Raw genomic sequence first — 15,288 nt, forward strand, 5'->3', positions numbered from 1 at the left:
GCCCCCGTCGAGAGGCGGGGGCCGCGCGCGTTCCGGCGCACCCGCAAGGGGTGCGGCGCAACGAACGCCCGCCCTTCGGCGCGGAACGCAACGATCTTGCGAGTGCGTGCAAGGTTGCCGCATTACGACTGTGACGCCCGGGCTCGTAGGGTGCTGCGCTGTACCCACCTGCAACGACGAAGGAGTCAGCGCGTGCTCGACCAAGGCGCACCCCCGCGACAGCCCACCCCACAGGCGACGGGGCTCGGCGCGCGCCTCATGCGGCGCAAGCCGGTGGAACGCCTCGTCGCCGAGGGCGGCCAGGGCGAGGGAGGGGCACTCCGGCGCTCGCTCGGGCTGTGGCAGCTGACGATGATCAGCATCGGCGCCACCCTCGGCACCGGCATCTTCGTCGTCCTCGGTGAGGCGGTCCCCAAGGCAGGCCCGGCCGTCACGCTCTCCTTCGTGATCGCCGGACTCACCGCCCTGTTCTCCGCCCTCTCCTACGCCGAGCTGGCCGGCACCATCCCGGTCTCCGGCTCCTCGTACTCGTACGCGTACGCAACCATGGGCGAACTGATCGCCTGGATCTGCGGCTGGTGTCTGGTCCTGGAGTACGGCGTCTCGGTCGCCGCCGTGGCCGTCGGCTGGGGCGAGTACCTGAACGAGCTGCTCGACGGGACCATCGGCGTCACCGTCCCGGACGCGCTCTCCGCCCCGCCCGGCGACGGCGGCGTCTTCAACCTGCCCGCCCTGATCGTCGTACTCCTCGCGATGACCTTCCTGCTGGGCGGCGCCCGGGAGTCGGCCCGTGCCAACACCGTCATGGTGATCGTGAAGATCGCCGCGCTGGTGCTGTTCTGCGCGATCGGCGTCCAGGGCTTCCGCTCCGGGAACTACGAGCACTTCATGCCGCTGGGCATGGCGGGCGTGAGCGCGGCCGGTGCCACGCTGTTCTTCTCGTACATCGGCTTCGACGCCGCCTCGACCGCCGGTGAGGAGGCCAGGAACCCCCAGCGCGACCTGCCGCGCGCGATCATGCTGTCGCTGGTCATCGTCACCGCGCTGTACGTCCTGGTCGCGGCCGTCGCCGTCGGCGCGAGGCCGTGGCAGGGCTTCAACGACTCGGAGGCCGCGCTCGCCCAGATCATGCGGGACGTCACCGGGCAGACCTTCTGGGGCACCCTGCTGGCGTTCTGCGCGGTCGTCGCCATCGCGAGCGTGGTCCTGACCGTGCTCTACGGCCAGACCCGCATCCTCTTCGCGATGTCCCGGGACGGACTCGTGCCGAAGGTGTTCGCGCGGGTCCACCCGAAGACCGGGGCGCCCCGGGCCAACACCGTGATCGTGTCCCTGTTCTGCGGAGTGCTGGCGGCGGCGATCCCGCTGGGGCAGCTGGCGGACGCCACCAGCATCGGCACGCTCTTCGCCTTCGCGCTGGTCAACATCGCCGTCGTGGTGCTGCGCCGGACCCGTCCGGACATGCCCCGCACCTTCCGCGTCCCGCTCTCACCGGTCTTCCCGGCCGTGGGCTTCGGCCTCTGCGTGTGGATGATGGGCAGCCTGTCCACCGTCACCTGGGTGGTCTTCGGGGTCTGGATGGCCGCCGGGCTCGTGTTCTACTTCGTGTACGGCCATCGCCGTTCCCGACTCGCAACACCCGAAGGCTGATCCACCCACCGTGCTGAACGATCTCGACGAACGCATCGTGCACGCCCTCGCCGAGGACGCCCGCCGCTCCTACGCGGACATCGGGCAGATCGTCGGTCTGTCCGCGCCCGCCGTGAAGCGGCGCGTGGACCGGCTGCGCGCCACCGGAGCCATCACCGGCTTCACCGTACGGGTGGATCCGGCGGCCCTCGGCTGGGAGACCGAGGGGTTCGTCGAGATCTACTGCCGGAGCAACACCTCCCCGGAGACCATCCAGCGGGGTCTGGAGCGCTATCAGGAGGTCGTGGCCGCGTCCACCGTGACCGGGGACGCCGACGCGGTGGTGCAGGTCTTCGCCTCGGACATGCGGCACTTCGAGCGGGTCCTGGAGCGGATCGCGGGGGAGCCGTTCGTGGAACGCACCAAGTCGGTGCTGGTGCTGTCGCCGCTGCTGCGGAGGTTCTCCTCCGGGTCGCCTACCTGACCCGCTCGGCACGTCGCCGGGCCCCGGCCACCAGTCGCCCGGTGAGCAGGGCGTGCGCGCCCGAGGAGATGACCAGCAGCCGGTAGAGGGCACCACCGGGTCCGGGGAACCGGGCCCGGGTCTCGGCCCGCAGCCGGGTGCTGCCGTCCCCGGCCTCGTCCAGGCGGAAGATCAGGGCGTACGTCGAGAAGTGGTGCCGCCCGACCAGGACGAGCTCCCGGCCGGGCCTCGCGGCGGCCACCCGGAACCCGGGGAACGCCGAGCCCTCGGCGAGGGGCCGCGGTCCGGACGCCGTACGGTCGGCGACGCCGACGAGACGGCCGTAGCGGGCGGAGCGGGGGCGCCCGAAGGACTGGTCCAGGGTCTCGCCGAGTGCGTGCCAGACGGAGCCGGCGTCGGCCCGGACCAGCGTGGTGTGCTCGTCGATCCGGGGCAGTGCGGGGATGTCCATCCGAACCTCCGTCGCCGATGGTCGTTTCGAGTCCGCGAGCTCTACTCCGCAGTCTTCCGCGCCAGCGCGTTGTTTCCTATCGAGTTGTGGACGCTGAAGCTCACCGCGTCCGAGCGGTAGCGGTCGTCGGACCACTCCACCGGGCGGCCCTCGCGGGTCGTGGTGACGCGGCGGACGCGTAGGAGCGGGCTCGTGCGGCGGATGTCCAGCAGCTCCGCGTCCCGTGCCCCCGCCGCCACCGCGTCGATGACGTGCTCCCCGTAGGCGAAGACCAACCCCGTGTCGTCGTACAGGCGTTGGGTGACCGAGGGGCAGTCCGGCTCGATCGCCTCGACGGTCGGGGAGATCCAGTCGGCGTACACCGTCCGCTCCAGCAACACCGGTTCGCCGTCCAGACCGCGGACCCGTAGGACGTGCAACACCGGGGTGCCGACGGCCACTTGGAGGCGGATCGAGTCCTCCTTCGACGCCGGACGGTACTCCTGCGCGACCACCTGCCCGGTCGCCTCCCGGCCCATCGCGCGCGCCCATTCCGCGAAGCTCCTGAGCTCCGCGAAGCTCTGGCTGCGGCGGCTGGCGAGGACCACGCGGCGGGCGCCCTGGCGGGAGCCGATGAGTCCCTCGGCGGTCAGCGCGGCGACCGCCTGGCGGACCGTTCCGCGCGAGACGCCGTAGTGCGCCGCCAGCTCCGTCTCGGCGGGCAGCAGACTGCCGACGGTGTACTCCTCGCGGTCGATCGCCCGGCGCAGTTCGTCGGCGATCTCCTCGTGTCGCGCCGTCATGCTTCCCCTCCGAGTCGAACGCTGTGCACAGCGTGACCAGCCTAGTCGACGATGCAAGTGTTCCGTGGGCGTGCGGAATGTGCGGAAAGTAGGGGGTCAACGTTTCGACGTTGTTTACGAACACGACACCATCGGCGGCCTTACTGGGGCCAACTTGTTCAGACAAGTTTCCTCCCTCTGGCTCCTGCACCCTCGCGCGTCCCTTGGAGAAGCCGTGACCGTGTCCCTGCCGAGAAGCGCCGCCGCCGGTGTTCTCGCCACCCTCGCCGCCCTCGCCCTGAGCGCCTGTGGCGCCGCTCCCGACACCGAGTCGACCACCGCCGACGGCAAGAGCGCCGCCACCGCCACCTCCGCCGCGGACTTCGGCGGCCTGGACAAGCTGGTCGCCGCCGCGAAGAAGGAGGGCACGCTCAACGCCATCGCGCTGCCCCGCGACTGGGCCAACTACGGCGCCCTGATCGACGGCTTCCAGAAGAAGTACGGCATCAAGATCTCCGTCGAGAACCCCGACGGCTCCAGCCAGGACGAGATCAACGCCGTGACCTCCCGCAAGGGCCAGGACCGGGCGCCCGACGTCCTCGACCTCGGCAGCTCCTTCGCGCTGAGCGCCGCCCAGCAGGGACTGCTCGCGCCGTACAAGGTCCAGTCGTACGACGACATCCCCACCGGACAGAAGGACGCGCAGGCCCGCTGGTACAACGACTACGGCGGCTACATCTCCATCGGCTGCGACGCCAAGCGCGTCAAGACCTGCCCCACCACCTTCGCCGACCTCCTCAAGCCGCAGTACAAGGGCCAGGTCGCCCTCAACGGCAACCCCACCAAGTCCGGTTCGGCCTTCGGCGGTGTCTACGCGGCAGCCCTCGCGAGCGGCGGCTCCTTCGACGACATCCAGCCCGGCCTGGACTTCTTCGCCAAGCTGAAGAAGAACGGCAACTACACGCCCGTCGAGTCGACCCCGGCCACCGTCGAGAAGGGCGAGACGCCCATCAGTATCGACTGGGACTACCTGAACGCCGGGTACGCCGACGAGTTCAAGTCCAAGGGCGTCGACTGGAAGGTGTCGGTCCCGAGCGACGGCCAGTTCTCGCAGTACTACTCCCAGGCCGTCAACAAGGACGCCCCGCACCCGGCGGCCGCCCGGCTGTGGCAGGAGTACCTCTACAGCGCCGAGGGCCAGAACCTCTGGCTCAAGGGATACGCCCGCCCGGCCCTGATGACCGCCATGGAGAAGGCCGGCACCCTCGACAAGGCCGCCGCGGCCAAGCTGCCCGAGGTCACCGGAACGCCCAAGTTCCCGACCGAGGCCCAGCAGGGCAAGGCCAAGACGGTCCTCGGACAGGGCTGGGCGAAGGCCGTCTCCGGATGACGGCCACCGCCGTACGGGTGGACCCGGCGCCCGCCGCCCAGGTCAGGCGGCGGCGCCGGTCCCTCGGCTGGGTCGCCGTCCTCCCGCTGCTCGCGTTCGTCGCCCTCGCCTTCGGGCTGCCCGCGATCGCCATGCTGGACGGCGCGTTCACCGCCAAGGACCCGGCCACCGGGGCGACTTCGTACACCCTCGACAACCTGACGACCTCCCTCAAGGGCGCGTACCTCACCGCGCTGCTCGGCAGCGTGAAGCTGTCGGCCGTCTCCGCGGCCCTCGGCACCCTGGTCGGACTGCCGCTCGCCCAGGCCGTCGTGACCTCCCGCTTCCGCGCCCTGCGCGAGGCCGTGCTCACCGCCTCCGGGGTCCTCGCCAACTTCGGCGGGGTCCCGCTGGCCTTCGCCTTCGTCGCCACCCTCGGCAACGCCGGCGTACTGACCAAGCACCTCGGCCTCACCGACAAGGGCTGGGACCTCTACAGCTTCTGGGGCCTGGTCATCGTCTACCTGTACTTCCTGATCCCGCTCATGGTCCTCACCATCACCCCCGCCCTGGACGGACTGCGCGTCCAGTGGCGCGAGGCCGCCCAGAACAACGGGGCGACGACCGTGCAGTACTGGCGCTTCGTCGCCCTGCCCGTCCTGCTGCCCACCCTGCTCGGCGGGTTCGTGCTGCTCTTCGGCAGCGCCTTCGCCGCCTACGCCACCGCCGCCGCGATGGTGGGCAGCTCCATTCCGCTGGTCACCCTCCAGATCGCCGACGCGATCTCCGGCAACGTCCTCGTCGGCCAGGAGAACGTGGCCCTCGCCCTCAGCCTCGACATGGTCCTGGTCGCCGGCCTGGTCATGGCCGTGTACCTGCCCCTTCAGCGAAGGAGCGCCCGATGGCTCGCCTGAACCTGTGGCGGTGGGGGGTGCTCGGCCTCGCCGGGCTGTACTTCCTGGTGCCGCTGGCCGCGTCCGTCGTCTTCACCGTCGACGTGCCGGGCCAGGGGATCACCTTCGACGCCTACACCCAGATCTTCTCCACCGACGGCTTCGTCTCCAGCCTGCTGCTCTCGCTGGAGCTGGCCCTCGCCACCATCGCCGTCGTGCTGCTGCTGATGGTGCCCGCCATGGTCGCGCTGCGGCTCGGGGCACCGCGGCTCCGGCCGGTCGTCGAGGTGGTGTGCTCGCTGCCGCTCGTGGTGCCGCCGATCGCGTTCGTCGCCGGCATCGGCACGGTCCTCAAGTGGGGCCCCGACCACCTCTCGCGCACCCCGCTGTTCGAGACCTTCGTGGCGATCCAGAACCCCGACTTCCCGTTCGTGCTGGTCCTCGCGTACGTCGTGATGGCGCTGCCCTTCGTGTACCGGGCCCTGGACGCGGGTCTGCGGGCCGTCGACGTCCGCACCCTCGTCGAGGCCGCCCGCAGTTGCGGTGCCGGCTGGCCGCAGGCCCTCGTCCGGGCCGTACTGCCCAATCTGCGGGGCGCGCTGCTCAACGCCTCCTTCCTCACCCTGGCCCTGGTGCTCGGCGAGTTCACCGTGGCCCAGCTGCTGGGCTTCCGGCCGTTCGCCGTGTGGATCGTCAACGTCAGTGGCTCCCAGGCCCAGTTGTCCGTCGCCGTGTCCGTGCTCAGCCTGCTCGTGACGTGGGTGCTGCTCCTCGTCCTGGCCGGCTTCGGCGGCCGTACCCGTACCGCTTCCCGGGGATGAACCATGACCGTTCTTGAACAGACCCAGACGACCGCGGCGACCGTCGAATTCCAAGGTCTCCGGCGGGAGTTCGGCCAGACCGTCGCCCTCGACGGGCTGGACCTGACCGTGCGGCCCGGTGAGCTGCTCGCCCTGCTCGGTCCGTCCGGCTGCGGCAAGACGACCGCGCTCAGGATGCTCGCCGGGTTCGAACACCCTGACTCCGGGCGGGTGCTGGTGGACGGCGAGGACGTCAGCCGGGTCCCCGCCCACCGCCGGGACGCCGGGATGGTCTTCCAGTCGTACAGCCTCTTCCCGCACCTCCACGCCCTCGACAACGTGGCCTTCGGACTGCGGATGCGGGGGGTCCGTACGGCCGAACGACGTTCCAGGGCAGCCGAGTTGCTGGACCTCGTCGGGCTCGCCGACAAGGGCGGGCGGTTCCCGCACGAGCTCTCCGGCGGCCAGCAGCAGCGGGTCGCGCTGGCCCGTGCGCTCGCCCTGCGCCCGCGCGTCCTGCTGCTCGACGAGCCGCTGTCCGCGCTGGACGCCAAGGTGCGGCTCAGCCTCCGCGAGGAGATCCGGCGGCTCCAGCAGGAGCTCGGCATCACCACCCTCTTCGTCACCCACGACCAGGAGGAGGCCCTGTCCATGGCGGACCGGGTCGCCGTGATGCACGCCGGCCGGCTCGAACAGTGCGCGGCGCCGAGTGAGTTGTACGGCCGGCCCGCCACCGCCTTCGTCGCCGAGTTCGTCGGCACGATGAGCCGGATCCCCGGCCGGCTCGCCCAGGACACGGTCGACGTGCTGGGACAGCGGCTGCCGGTCGACGGCCCGGTGCCGACCGTGACCGAGGTCGACGTACTGGTGCGTCCGGAGGCCGTGCGGGTGCGGGCCGAGGCCGACGGGGCGTCCCAGGTGGTCGCCACGTCCTTCCTGGGCGCGGCCGTCCGCGTCACCGTCCGGCTCGCCGACGGCACCGAGGTCAAGGCCGACCTGCCCGCCCACGAGTCCGCCGAGCTCACCGCCGGCACCCGGGTGAGCGTGTCGCTGCCCGAGCGGCCGGTGCTGGTGGCGGAACGCACTCGCTGACCCGCGGAACGCACCCGCTGACCCGCCCCCCCATGACGATCCCCCCACGAAAGAGACAACCGTGAGCCGACTCCCCCTCCAGGCCGTCCTGTTCGACATGGACGGCACGCTCGTCGACACCGAGCGGCTGTGGTGGGAGGCGGTGGAGCGGGTCGCCGGGCGGGCGCTGACCGAGGCGGACCGGCCGGACGTGCTCGGCCGCCCGGTCGAGCACACCGCCGCCTGGCTGGCCGCGGCCACGGGCACCCCGGCCGCGGACCTCGCCGACACCCTGCACCGGGAGTTCGCCGACCGCGTCCGCACCGGTGTCGTGCCCCGCCCCGGCGCCCTCGACCTGCTCGACGCGCTCGCCCGCGAGGGTGTCCCGACCGCCCTGGTGACCGCGTCCCCGCGAGCCGTCGCCGAGGTCGTCCTGGAGGCCCTCGGAGGCGCGAGCCGGTTCGCCGTCTCCGTGACCGCCGACGACACCGAGCACACCAAACCCGCCCCCGACCCCTACCTCGCCGCCTGCCGCGCCCTCGGCACGGACCCCGCGAGCTGTGTCGCCGTCGAGGACACGGAGACCGGCGTCCGCTCCGCCGAGGCGGCCGGCTGCGCGGTCCTCGCGGTGCCCTCGCTGGCCCCCATCGAGGCGGCCCCGGGCCGTACGGTCCTGACCGGAGCGGAGGGCCTGGAGGGCGTCACCGTGGCCCGGCTGCGCGCCCTGCTGCCGTACCGGCTCCGCGTGATGACCTGGAACCTCTGGTACGGCGGCACCAAGGTCCACGACCACCGCGCCAAGCAGCTCAAGGTCATCACCGAGACCGGCGCCGACGTGGTCGGACTCCAGGAGACGTACGGCACCGCCGCCGAGGAGCTCGCCGAGGCGCTGGGCTGGCACCACCACAGCGCCGGGTCGAACCTCGGCATCATCAGCCGGTTCCCGGTCATGGCCGTGCTGGGCGACCCGGACGTCGGGTTCTACGGAGCCGCCGGCGCGCGGATCGCCGTAGCGGACCAAGAGGTCGAGGTGTGGACCGCGCACCTCGACTACGAGCACTACGGGCCCTACGCGGCCGAGCCGCTCGCCCGCGAGGAGGTGCGGCTCGGGCAGATGCGGGACACCCTGCGCCGGATCGGGGACGCCGCGCCCGCCGTCCTCGTCGGGGACTTCAACTGCCCCTCCCATCTGGACTGGCCGGACGTCGAGTGGCCGGTGACGAAGGCGGCCGAGGAGGCGGGGTTCCGTGACTCGTACCGGGAGGCGCACCCGGACGCCGTGCGGGACCCGGGGCACACCTGGTCCCCGGTGCACGCCGCGCCGGAGCCGCAGGACCGCATCGACTTCGTGCTGCACCGGGGGCTCCGGGTCCTCGACTCGCTCACGCTCGTCAGCGGCACCCCGCGGACCTGGCCGGATGTCGAGGACAACGATTGGCCCTCCGACCACGCCGCCGTGATCACCACATTTTCGCTGGGCAGCGGGCCCGGGACTGTCTAGCATCGGTGACATGACCTGGCGACATTGATCCACCAGCCGTGCCTCCCGAGGGCCGCCTCGGACGCCGTACCCACGACGTCCGAACCGCCCTTCCGGGAAGGCCTCATGACACTCTCACCCGCAGGTGTGCCCGCGACCGGCGTCCGCCGGCTGACGACCACGCTGTACGGCTACGCGTTCCTCGACGACCTCGTCCTGCTCTACCCGGTGTACGCGCTGCTGTTCGCGGACACCGGCCTGCCGCTCTGGCAGATCTCCTCGCTGTTCGCCCTGTGGTCCCTCACGGCCGTCGTCCTGGAGGTGCCCTCCGGTGCCTGGGCCGACACCGTCTCGCGGCGCCGGCTGCTGTGGCTCGGCCCGCTGCTCACCGCGGCCGGCTTCGCACTGTGGGTGACCGTGCCGTCGTACGGCGCCTTCGCGCTGGGGTTCGTCCTGTGGGGCGCCGGCGGAGCTCTCGGTTCCGGTTCGCTGGAGGCGCTGGTCTACGACGAGATGGAACGGCTCGGGGCCGCCGACCGGTACGCCCGGGTGATGGGCCGGACCCGGGCGGCCCGGCTGCTGGCCACGGTGGCCGCGATGGGCCTCGCCGGGCCGGTCCTCGCGCTGGGCGGCTACCCGGCCGTCGGCGCCGCGAGCGTCCTGGCCTGTCTGCTGGCCGCGGTCACCGCGACCCGGCTGCCGGAGCACCGGGTGCCGGCCGAGAAGGGGAGCACCAGCTGGGCGGCGACCCTGCGGGCCGGGGTCGCCGAGGCCCGCGGCGACCGGGCCGTGCGGGGCGCCCTGCTGCTGATCCCGGCCGTCGCCGCGGTGTGGGGAGCGCTCGACGAGTACGTGTCGCTGCTGATCCGCGACCTCGGCGTGGCCGACACCACCGTGCCCTGGCTGGTCCTGCTGGTCTGGGCGGCCGTCACCGTCGGCAGCCTGTTCGCCGGGCCCGCCGAACGCCTCGGCACCCGGGGCCTCGCCGCGCTGATCGCGGGGGCCGCGGTGGCCCTGGCCGTGGGCGCCGGGGTCCGCACCCCGGCCGGCATCGCCCTCGTCGGCCTCGCCTTCGCCGGCTTCCAGCTGGCCGAGGTGCTCGCCGACGTCCGCCTCCAGCACCGCGTCGGCGACGCCCGGCGGGCCACCCTGACCTCGGTGGCGAGCCTGGGCACGGAACTGGTCACGGTCGCCGTGTTCGGTCTGTACACCCTGCTCGGAGCGTCACTGGCGCACAGCACGGTCTTCGTCGTCCTGTCCGTGCCGTACCTGGTGACGGCGCTGGTGCTGGTCCGGGGATGTCGGCGAGCGCGCAACGAATCGCCGCAGGAGCGCATCCGCACGCAATGAACTGCTTACCGGCGCGCAACGGCTCCTTCTTGTTCGCGCCGGTGAGCCGCCCGTACCTTCTATATGGCCCGCTACGTGGCCCCCACATCCACCTTCCGCCCCGGTGAGGATCACGCATGCGCACCGCCCTGCTCCAGAGCTCCGGCCGCCCCGGCTCCGTCGAGGGGAACCTCAAGGTCCTCGACGAGGCCGCGGCCCGGGCCGCCGCCGCGGGTGCCGCGCTGCTGGCCGCTCCGGAGATGTTCCTCACCGGGTACGCGATCGGCGACGACATCGGCCGGCTCGCCGAGGCGGCCGACGGGGACGGCGCGGACGCCGTCGCGGAGATCGCCACCCGGCACGGTCTGGCGATCGCGTACGGATACCCGGAGCGCTCCGGCGACGCGGTGTACAACTCCGCCCAGCTGATCTCCGCCGACGGCACCCGCCTCGCGAACTACCGCAAGACCCACCTCTTCGGCTGCTTCGAACGCGACCACTTCACGCCGGGCGAGCAGCCGGTGGTCCAGGCCGAACTGGGCGGCCTGCGCGTCGGGTTGATGATCTGCTACGACGTCGAGTTCCCGGAGAACGTCCGCGCCCACGCCCTCGCCGGAACGGACCTGCTGGTGGTGCCGACGGCCCAGATGCACCCGTTCCAGTTCGTCGCCGAGTCACTCGTGCCGGTGCGGGCCTGGGAGAACCAGATGTACGTCGCCTACGTCAACCGGGTCGGCCAGGAAGGGGAGTTCGACTTCGTCGGGCTCTCCGTGCTGGCCGGGCCCGACGGGGTGGCCAGGGCCCGCGCCGGGCGCGGTGAGGAGCTGATCCTCGCCGACCTCGACCCGGCCTTCCTCGCCGCCTCCCGCGAGGCCAACCCGTATCTGGCCGACCGCCGACCCGGCCTCTACGGGTCCCTCGTCTGAACACGGGTCCCTCGCCCGGCCCACCCGCTTTCCCCAAGCCCGCTTCAAGGAGTTCGCACCCCATGACGTCCACCGTGCCCAACGCCGTCGAGCACGCAGACGAGCAGCAGCCGCCGATCACCATGTTCGGTCCGGACTTCCCGTACGCCTACGACGACTTCCTCGCCCACCCGGCGGGCCTCGGGCAGATACCGGCCACCGAGCACGGCACCGAGGTCGCGGTGATCGGCGGGGGTCTCTCCGGCATCGTGGCCGCGTACGAGCTGATGAAGATGGGCCTCAAGCCGGTCGTGTACGAGGCCGACCGGATCGGCGGCCGGCTGCGGACCGTGGGCTTCGAGGGCCAGGGCACGGAGGGCCTCACCGCCGAGATGGGCGCGATGCGCTTCCCGCCCTCCTCCACGGCCCTCCAGCACTACATCGACCTGGTCGGTCTGCAGACCCGGCCCTTCCCCAACCCCCTTGCGGAGGCCACCCCTTCGACGGTGGTCGACCTCAAGGGCGAGTCCCACTACGCCGAGACGATCGACGACCTCCCGCAGGTCTACCGCGATGTCGCCGAGGCCTGGAACAAGTGCCTCGAAGAGGGCGCCGACTTCAGGGACATGAACCGCGCCCTGCGCGAGCGGGACGTGCCGCGCATCCGCGAGATCTGGGCGCGGCTCGTGGAGAAGCTCGACAACCAGACCTTCTACGGCTTCCTCTGCGACTCCGAGGCGTTCCGGTCCTTCCGGCACCGGGAGATCTTCGGCCAGGTCGGCTTCGGCACCGGCGGCTGGGACACCGACTTCCCCAACTCCATCCTGGAGATCCTGCGGGTCGTCTACACCGAGGCCGACGACCACCACCGGGGGATCGTGGGCGGCTCGCAGCAGCTGCCGGTCCGGCTCTGGGAGCGCGAGCCGGAGAAGATCGTGCACTGGGCGTACGGGACCTCGCTGAAGTCCCTGCACGTCGACGGCGAGCCCCGGCCGACCGTGACGCGGCTGCACCGGACGGCCGGCAACCGGATCACCGTGACGGACGCGGACGGTGACATCCGTACGTACCGGGCGGCGATCTTCACCGCGCAGTCCTGGATGCTGCTGTCGAAGATCGCCTGCGACGACTCGCTCTTCCCGATCGACCACTGGACGGCGATCGAGCGCACGCACTACATGGAGTCGTCGAAGCTGTTCGTGCCCGTGGACCGGCCTTTCTGGCTGGACAAGGCCGTCGACGACAGGGGAAACCCGACCGGGCGGGACGTCATGTCGATGACGCTCACCGACCGGATGACGCGCGGGACGTATCTGCTGGACGACGGCCCGGACAGGCCCGCCGTCATCTGCCTCTCCTACACCTGGTGCGACGACAGTCTGAAGTGGCTGCCGCTGTCCGCGAACGAGCGGATGGAGGTCATGCTGAAGTCCCTCGGCGAGATCTATCCCAAGGTCGACATCCGCAAGCACGTCATCGGCAGCCCGGTGACCGTCTCCTGGGAGAACGAGCCCTACTTCATGGGCGCGTTCAAGGCCAACCTGCCCGGCCACTACCGCTACCAGCGGCGCCTGTTCACCCACTTCATGCAGGACCGGCTGCCCGAGGACAAGCGGGGCATCTTCCTCGCCGGCGACGACATCTCCTGGACGGCGGGCTGGGCCGAGGGCGCGATCCAGACCGCCCTGAACGCGGTCTGGGGCGTCATGCACCACTTCGGCGGCGAAACCGACCCGACCAACCCGGGGCCGGGCGACCTGTACGACGAGATAGCGCCGGTGGAATTGCCGGAGGACTAGGGCCGTCCGGCGGTCAGGCCGGCTCCACGGAACGGCGCTGATCGTCGCAGGTGGGGCGGGTCTGGTGCGTCGACCTGCAGGCGCGGGCGAAGGGCGACGACGCGACGGGCGGCTGTCGCGCGAGGTTTGTTCGGGCGTGGGGCGTGGGGCGTGGGGCGTGGGGCGTGGGGCGTCGGCAACCGGCGACCACGCCGCGGACCGGCAGCCGGACCCCGCGACGCCGGCCTGATCCGCCGGACGGCCCCTGGGCCCTGCCCGGCCCGGGGTTCAGTCCGGAAGCGGTGTCAGCAGCATGCGGCTTGCGAAGCCCACCGCCGTGTCCAGGCGTTCGGTGAACTCGGCGGCCACGTCCGGCAGTCCGCGCAGGGCCCACAGGGCTCGGGCCGCGGTCCAGGTGGCGTCCCGGGCGCGGTCCAGGCTCCAGGAGCCGAGGAGATGGGTGAGCGGGTCGGCGATCTGGAGGAGGTCGGGGCCCGGCATCAGCTCTTCGCGGATGCGCTCCTCCAGCGAGACGAGGAGGTCGCCCACGCGGTCGAACTCGTCCTCCACCTCGACGGGTTCGCAGCCGAGGCTACGACAGGTGTCCACCACGGCGAGCGCGAGGTCGTGCCCGATGTGCGCATTGATGCCCGCCAACGCGAACTGCAGGGGTCGTACCCCGGGATGCCGGCGGAACTGGAACAGCGGCCGCCAGCAGGCCGGCGGACGGTGTTCCCGGGCGGCCGCGTCCACCGCCGCCAGATAGCGCTCGGCGAACCGCACGTCCAGCGTGATCGCGGCCCGTGCGTCCGGGAACCGGCCGCCGTCGACGCAGCGCTCGACCGCCTCGGTGACGGCGAGGTAGACGCGGTTGAAGACCGCCACGCCGTCCCGCTCGGGAAGAGCCTCGTCGAGGGCGCGCATACGGGAGAGGACCGCGTCGAGAGGAGTGGTGAACTGTTCCAATTGCGCCATAAGCGCAGGGTCCCAGTCCTAGGCTGGCCGGGGTACCGGCGGGCCCGACGCTTCCCCAGAACGGGGGACGCTGCCCGCCGCGCGAGGGGGGAGCGAGAGGGTGTCAGGCTCACGTGCCCAGCGACTGGCCGCGCGCCGCGCCGCCCGCAGGCGTGCCGTGGGCCGGAGCGCCATGGTCGCGGTGGCCTTCCTGGTCACCGCCGTCGGCACCGCGACCGGGATGGTCTCCGGGCTCGACGACCGTGCCGCCTCCGACGAGGCGCGGCCGGCACCGACCGACGGCCGGCCGAGTCCGGACAGGGACCGGGTCCCGCCATCGAGCCCCGGTTCGCCGTCCGCCGCCCCCGCCGCCTCCCCGTCCGTCTCCACCAAGGCGAGCGCGTCCCCGAAGCCCGCGAGCAGGTCACCGAGCCCCACCAGGACCCGAGCCACCACCGCGGCCCGCCTCTACCGCCATCCCTCCTCCCAGGTGCTCGAATGGGTGCGGGAGAACCCGCGCGACTGGCGGGCCGGCGTCATAGAGTCGCGTATCGCCGACCGGCCGGCCGCGGTCTGGTTCGCCGACTACACCCCGGCGACCATCACCTCCAGGGTCCGCGCGGTCACCTCCGGCGGCGCCGCGCAGGGCCGGGTCCCGGTGGTCGTGGCGTACGCGGTCCCGGAGCGTGACTGCGGCGGCGCGTCCCAGGGCGGGGCGCCGGACCTCGCCGCGTACGACGCCTGGATCGACCGGTTCGCCGCGGGGCTCGGCTCCCGGGAGGTGATCGTCGTCCTGGAGCCCGACTCGATCGCCCAGTCGGACTGCCTCTCGGCGGCCGCGCGGGCCGGCCGCTTCGCCTCGCTGGCCCGCGCCGGCCGCGTCCTGAAGGCCGCGAACCCGAGGGCACGCGTCTACTACGACGCCGGCCACTCCGGCTGGAACCCGGCCGCGCAACAGGCGGCCCTGCTGAGGCAGGCGGGCGCCGCCTCGGCCGCCTCCTCCGACGGGATCTTCAGCAACGTCTCCAACTTCCACACCACGTCCGCCGAGATCGACTACGACCGTCAGGTCCTCGCCGCTCTGGGCGGACCGCCCGGACTGGGCGCCGTCATCGACACCAGCCGCAACGGCAACGGCGCCCCGCCCGAGGGCCAGTGGTGCGACCCGGCCGGCCGGAAGATCGGGCAGGCCCCGACCCTGAACACCGGCGAACCGCGGATCGACGCCTACCTGTGGGTGAAGCTCCCGGGGGAGTCGGACGGCTGCAAGGGCACACCGGGCACGTTCAGCGCCTCGTACGCCTATGACCTGGCCTCGCCGTAAAGCCTGCTGTAAAGCCTGCTGTGAGGCCGGTTGTAAGGCTTGCCGCAAAGCCTGCCGCAA

At 72.0% G+C, this 15,288-nt stretch carries 14 protein-coding genes; 11 read left to right on the forward strand and 3 right to left on the reverse strand.

What is annotated here, in order from left to right; translation table 11 throughout:
* The first annotated feature begins 192 nt into the window (after positions 1-192).
* A complete protein-coding gene (locus ACFULQ_RS31205) occupies positions 193-1,650 on the forward strand; it encodes an amino acid permease (protein ID WP_383550385.1) in 1,458 nt (485 codons plus the stop codon).
* Positions 1,651-1,660: 10 nt separating this feature from the next.
* On the forward strand, positions 1,661-2,113 hold the full coding sequence (locus ACFULQ_RS31210; protein WP_383550387.1) for an Lrp/AsnC family transcriptional regulator: 453 nt from the start codon (positions 1,661-1,663) through the stop codon (positions 2,111-2,113).
* Here the strand turns inward: ACFULQ_RS31210 and ACFULQ_RS31215 are convergent.
* Complete coding sequence (locus ACFULQ_RS31215; RefSeq protein ID WP_383550389.1) at positions 2,106-2,564, reverse strand: hypothetical protein; 459 nt, start codon at positions 2,562-2,564, stop codon at positions 2,106-2,108. The genes ACFULQ_RS31210 and ACFULQ_RS31215 overlap by 8 nt on opposite strands.
* Positions 2,565-2,605: 41 nt before the next feature.
* Positions 2,606-3,346 (reverse strand): GntR family transcriptional regulator, encoded by a 741-nt coding sequence (locus ACFULQ_RS31220; RefSeq protein ID WP_383550391.1) that lies wholly within the window; start codon positions 3,344-3,346, stop codon positions 2,606-2,608.
* Between the two features lie 214 nt (positions 3,347-3,560).
* Here ACFULQ_RS31220 and ACFULQ_RS31225 point away from each other — a divergent pair, with 214 nt between their 5' ends.
* The 8 genes from ACFULQ_RS31225 (at position 3,561) to ACFULQ_RS31260 (ending at position 12,971) form a co-directional block, all read left to right on the forward strand.
* Positions 3,561-4,715, forward strand: coding sequence for an ABC transporter substrate-binding protein (locus ACFULQ_RS31225; protein ID WP_383550392.1), 1,155 nt, complete (start codon positions 3,561-3,563; stop codon positions 4,713-4,715).
* A complete protein-coding gene (locus ACFULQ_RS31230) occupies positions 4,712-5,608 on the forward strand; it encodes an ABC transporter permease (protein WP_383550394.1) in 897 nt (298 codons plus the stop codon). The genes ACFULQ_RS31225 and ACFULQ_RS31230 overlap by 4 nt, the downstream gene beginning before the upstream one ends.
* Positions 5,596-6,408 (forward strand): ABC transporter permease, encoded by an 813-nt coding sequence (locus tag ACFULQ_RS31235; protein ID WP_383550396.1) that lies wholly within the window; start codon positions 5,596-5,598, stop codon positions 6,406-6,408. Before ACFULQ_RS31230 ends, ACFULQ_RS31235 begins: the two co-directional genes overlap by 13 nt.
* A gap of 3 nt (positions 6,409-6,411) precedes the next feature.
* Positions 6,412-7,479, forward strand: coding sequence for an ABC transporter ATP-binding protein (locus ACFULQ_RS31240; protein WP_383550398.1), 1,068 nt, complete (start codon positions 6,412-6,414; stop codon positions 7,477-7,479).
* Positions 7,480-7,540: 61 nt separating this feature from the next.
* Complete coding sequence (locus tag ACFULQ_RS31245) at positions 7,541-8,959, forward strand: HAD-IA family hydrolase (protein WP_383550400.1); 1,419 nt, start codon at positions 7,541-7,543, stop codon at positions 8,957-8,959.
* A gap of 105 nt (positions 8,960-9,064) precedes the next feature.
* Entirely contained in the window at positions 9,065-10,288 is a 1,224-nt protein-coding gene (locus ACFULQ_RS31250; RefSeq protein ID WP_383550402.1) for an MFS transporter, read from the forward strand.
* Between the two features lie 116 nt (positions 10,289-10,404).
* On the forward strand, positions 10,405-11,193 hold the full coding sequence (locus ACFULQ_RS31255) for a carbon-nitrogen hydrolase family protein (protein WP_383550404.1): 789 nt from the start codon (positions 10,405-10,407) through the stop codon (positions 11,191-11,193).
* Between the two features lie 62 nt (positions 11,194-11,255).
* Entirely contained in the window at positions 11,256-12,971 is a 1,716-nt protein-coding gene (locus tag ACFULQ_RS31260) for a flavin monoamine oxidase family protein (RefSeq protein ID WP_383550406.1), read from the forward strand.
* 267 nt (positions 12,972-13,238) lie between these two features.
* On the opposite strand, the gene ACFULQ_RS31265 is transcribed toward ACFULQ_RS31260, so the two are convergent.
* Complete coding sequence (locus tag ACFULQ_RS31265) at positions 13,239-13,925, reverse strand: DUF5995 family protein (protein WP_383550408.1); 687 nt, start codon at positions 13,923-13,925, stop codon at positions 13,239-13,241.
* A 172-nt stretch (positions 13,926-14,097) separates the two neighbouring features.
* Between ACFULQ_RS31265 and ACFULQ_RS31270 the strand changes: the two genes are divergently transcribed.
* Positions 14,098-15,228, forward strand: coding sequence for a glycoside hydrolase family 6 protein (locus ACFULQ_RS31270; protein WP_383550467.1), 1,131 nt, complete (start codon positions 14,098-14,100; stop codon positions 15,226-15,228).
* The last annotated feature ends 60 nt before the right edge of the window (positions 15,229-15,288 follow it).

It is taken from the genome of Streptomyces sp. NPDC057253 (assembly GCF_042669125.1).
In the GTDB taxonomy this organism is placed as follows: Bacteria; Actinomycetota; Actinomycetes; order Streptomycetales; family Streptomycetaceae; genus Streptomyces.

Bases quoted from the DNA above. Each gene is read 5' to 3' on its own strand.
- ACFULQ_RS31215 (WP_383550389.1), bottom strand. From the start codon at position 2,564: ATGGACATCCCCGCACTGCCCCGGATCGACGAGCACACCACGCTGGTC.
- ACFULQ_RS31220 (WP_383550391.1), bottom strand. From the start codon at position 3,346: ATGACGGCGCGACACGAGGAGATCGCCGACGAACTGCGCCGGGCGATC.
- ACFULQ_RS31230 (WP_383550394.1), top strand. From the start codon at position 4,712: ATGACGGCCACCGCCGTACGGGTGGACCCGGCGCCCGCCGCCCAGGTC.
- ACFULQ_RS31235 (WP_383550396.1), top strand. From the start codon at position 5,596: ATGGCTCGCCTGAACCTGTGGCGGTGGGGGGTGCTCGGCCTCGCCGGG.
- ACFULQ_RS31240 (WP_383550398.1), top strand. From the start codon at position 6,412: ATGACCGTTCTTGAACAGACCCAGACGACCGCGGCGACCGTCGAATTC.
- ACFULQ_RS31250 (WP_383550402.1), top strand. From the start codon at position 9,065: ATGACACTCTCACCCGCAGGTGTGCCCGCGACCGGCGTCCGCCGGCTG.
- ACFULQ_RS31255 (WP_383550404.1), top strand. From the start codon at position 10,405: ATGCGCACCGCCCTGCTCCAGAGCTCCGGCCGCCCCGGCTCCGTCGAG.
- ACFULQ_RS31260 (WP_383550406.1), top strand. From the start codon at position 11,256: ATGACGTCCACCGTGCCCAACGCCGTCGAGCACGCAGACGAGCAGCAG.
- ACFULQ_RS31265 (WP_383550408.1), bottom strand. From the start codon at position 13,925: ATGGCGCAATTGGAACAGTTCACCACTCCTCTCGACGCGGTCCTCTCC.
- ACFULQ_RS31270 (WP_383550467.1), top strand. From the start codon at position 14,098: ATGGTCGCGGTGGCCTTCCTGGTCACCGCCGTCGGCACCGCGACCGGG.